General features: G+C 29.5%; 2 protein-coding genes. Both read left to right on the plus strand.

Going from position 1 to position 2511, the window contains the following annotated elements; all coding sequences use genetic code 11:
* The first annotated feature begins 163 nt into the window (after positions 1-163).
* Positions 164-1777, plus strand: coding sequence for an IS1/IS1595 family N-terminal zinc-binding domain-containing protein (locus KPL55_RS25450; RefSeq protein WP_216309545.1), 1614 nt, complete (start codon positions 164-166; stop codon positions 1775-1777).
* A gap of 90 nt (positions 1778-1867) precedes the next feature.
* Positions 1868-2245, plus strand: coding sequence for a hypothetical protein (locus tag KPL55_RS25455; protein WP_216309546.1), 378 nt, complete (start codon positions 1868-1870; stop codon positions 2243-2245).
* Positions 2246-2511: the final 266 nt, after the last annotated feature.

Here is a 2511-nt window from a genome sequence, read left to right on the forward strand (position 1 = left end):
TTATATACGGTAATAATCGGTTGATGGTCATGCACCATTGAAAATACTATATTAACTACCTACATTGATTAGAAATATGCCATTGTCTCATTGATATTTAACTTGAAAAATTATATAATATAAGTACATATATTTACGAGATTACATCGAATGAGGTGAGGTTATGAGAAAACGTGAAATAACTTTTGATGAAGTCCTATCATATCTTGAAAAGTTACCATATAATAGGTTCAAAGAGGCTGTGAATCACTATTCAATCCATACCAAAGCAAATCTTGAAAAAGAAATGGATATTATGGTAACTCTAAATTTCCAACAAAGATTGGAAAAACTAAATATAAATTCTACTTGTCCTTATTGTGCCTCTCAAATTATAGTAAAGAATGGAAAACGAAACTATTTTCAAAGATATAAGTGTCAAGGCTGTGGCAAATCCTTTACATTGTTCACTAACACAATTTTAGAGAAAACCAAGTGGCACTGGGATATTTGGATTAAAGTTCTTGAAATGACCTTAAACAATTATTCTTTAAACAGTATGAAAACTGTTTTAGAAAAGGATTATGGTTGTATCGGGATTAGCCCCAAAACGATATTCCTATGGAAGCATAAACTTATACATGCTCTCGCAAGTTTTCCTATGCCTAAATTAACTGGTGCAATACAAATAGATGAAACATTCATAAGAGAGGCTCAAAAAGGCTCAAAGAATTTAATATCATATATTGATAAAGTAGATGTTAGAAAACCAAGATACGGTAGGATACCATCTAAATTTGGAGTAATGGGTTCTGAATTTGCTACTGTTACAACTGCAATAGATAACAGAGGTTATTCAGTAAGTAAGGTATCGTGTTTAGGGAAACTCACCAAAAATTTATTAGTTGATTTATTTGAAGGTCATTTTGATAATCCAAGTTATATCTGTTCTGACGCAAATTCAGTATATGAGGATTACTGCAATCTCTTTGACATTCCCCATTATATTAAACCATCAAATTACTTAAAAGTTCTTAATAATTATGGCTATGGAACCCCAGATTATTCAAACCCTATTACATCAAAGCAGACAAGAGACAAGAACCAAAAGGTATTAGAAGGCTTATATAAAGACAATATGATAGATTATATCTCTAACAGAGGAACTATGCTCTATGAAGAGTTTTTTCTGCTTAAAAGGGCAAATAACCTGTCTCTGGGAAGGGTGAATGAACTCCATTCAGATATAAAGCAATTTATTTATGGGAAGATGACTAATGTTAGCACTAAATACCTACAAGACTATATAGGATTCTTCACCTACAAAAGAAATTGGAGGGTTACAAACGGTTATTATCCAGTATCATTAAAGGATACTGAAATAATATTTATGGAAATCCTTAAATCTAAAGTGAATTATACAATTACAGAGATTACTAATAAAACGTTGGAATTACCAAAGCCAACTACAAGGTATATTTCTCTGCTTAAATCAGAAACAGAAAAGGCAAGAATAGCCACAGGTAACAAATATTTTAAATTTGATGAAGAAGATGGCGTGAAAACTTTCAATAAACGAGAATACTTATTAGACCAACCAAAATCCAAGTTATATGCTATTTGCAAAGCACATGCTATGAAAAAATATAAGCCGTTAGCCTTATATAGTCTTGTAAGTGCAATTATTAAATTGTCAGACATAGATACCATTATCTATAAATTAATAATGACAGATAGACATTATGATGTAGCCGATGAAGATTTAGAAGCAATTAAAAGTATGGCATATAAAATTTAGGTAGTGTTATATAATATATATTATATAATTTAATTTTTAGTGAAACTAAATTGTAATTCGTATCGTCTAATATATAAAGAGAGGTGTGTTATGAAAAAAATAAATTTACTTATTATTTCATCAGTTCTTTCTTTGGTCTTATTTACTGCTTGTTCAAGCCCAAAGGAAGTAAGTATAACAACGAATAAACAACCAATAAGTACAACTGTGAAAGAACAAGACATTAGGGAAGTGACCTATAATCAACTAACCCCAAAAGATAAGGAGAGGGTATTAGGAACTTGGAAGGATAGCAAACTTTCTAAAATAACCTTACATGAAAGTATGGGGAGAATTAATAACATTTCTTATATTGGAAAAGAAGTATATCTTATAGATTTTCCAACAAAAGGTGGAGTACAAAGTAATATGATTGTGTATTTAGGAATGGATAATAATAAATTAATAGGCTATGGATATACGGATTAAATGTTAATAGTTAGGCTACAATATTCTTATAAAGCGAATGAATTAATATAATAAATAGCAGGAGTTATAATATTATAACTCCTGCTATTTTCTTTGCTAAAATATAGGTTATTTCATTGGCTACTTTATTATATATTTTTTTAATATAAAAACATTTTAAATTCTATGCGAGACAACCCAGATATATAGGCATATTTAAGAATTTTTCTTATGTATACCTTTATACATGCTACTTACCATTATCAACCGTTATCTACCGTATATAA

It is taken from the genome of Clostridium lacusfryxellense, assembly GCF_018861735.1.
Classification (GTDB): domain Bacteria; phylum Bacillota; class Clostridia; order Clostridiales; family Clostridiaceae; genus Clostridium_AD; species Clostridium_AD lacusfryxellense.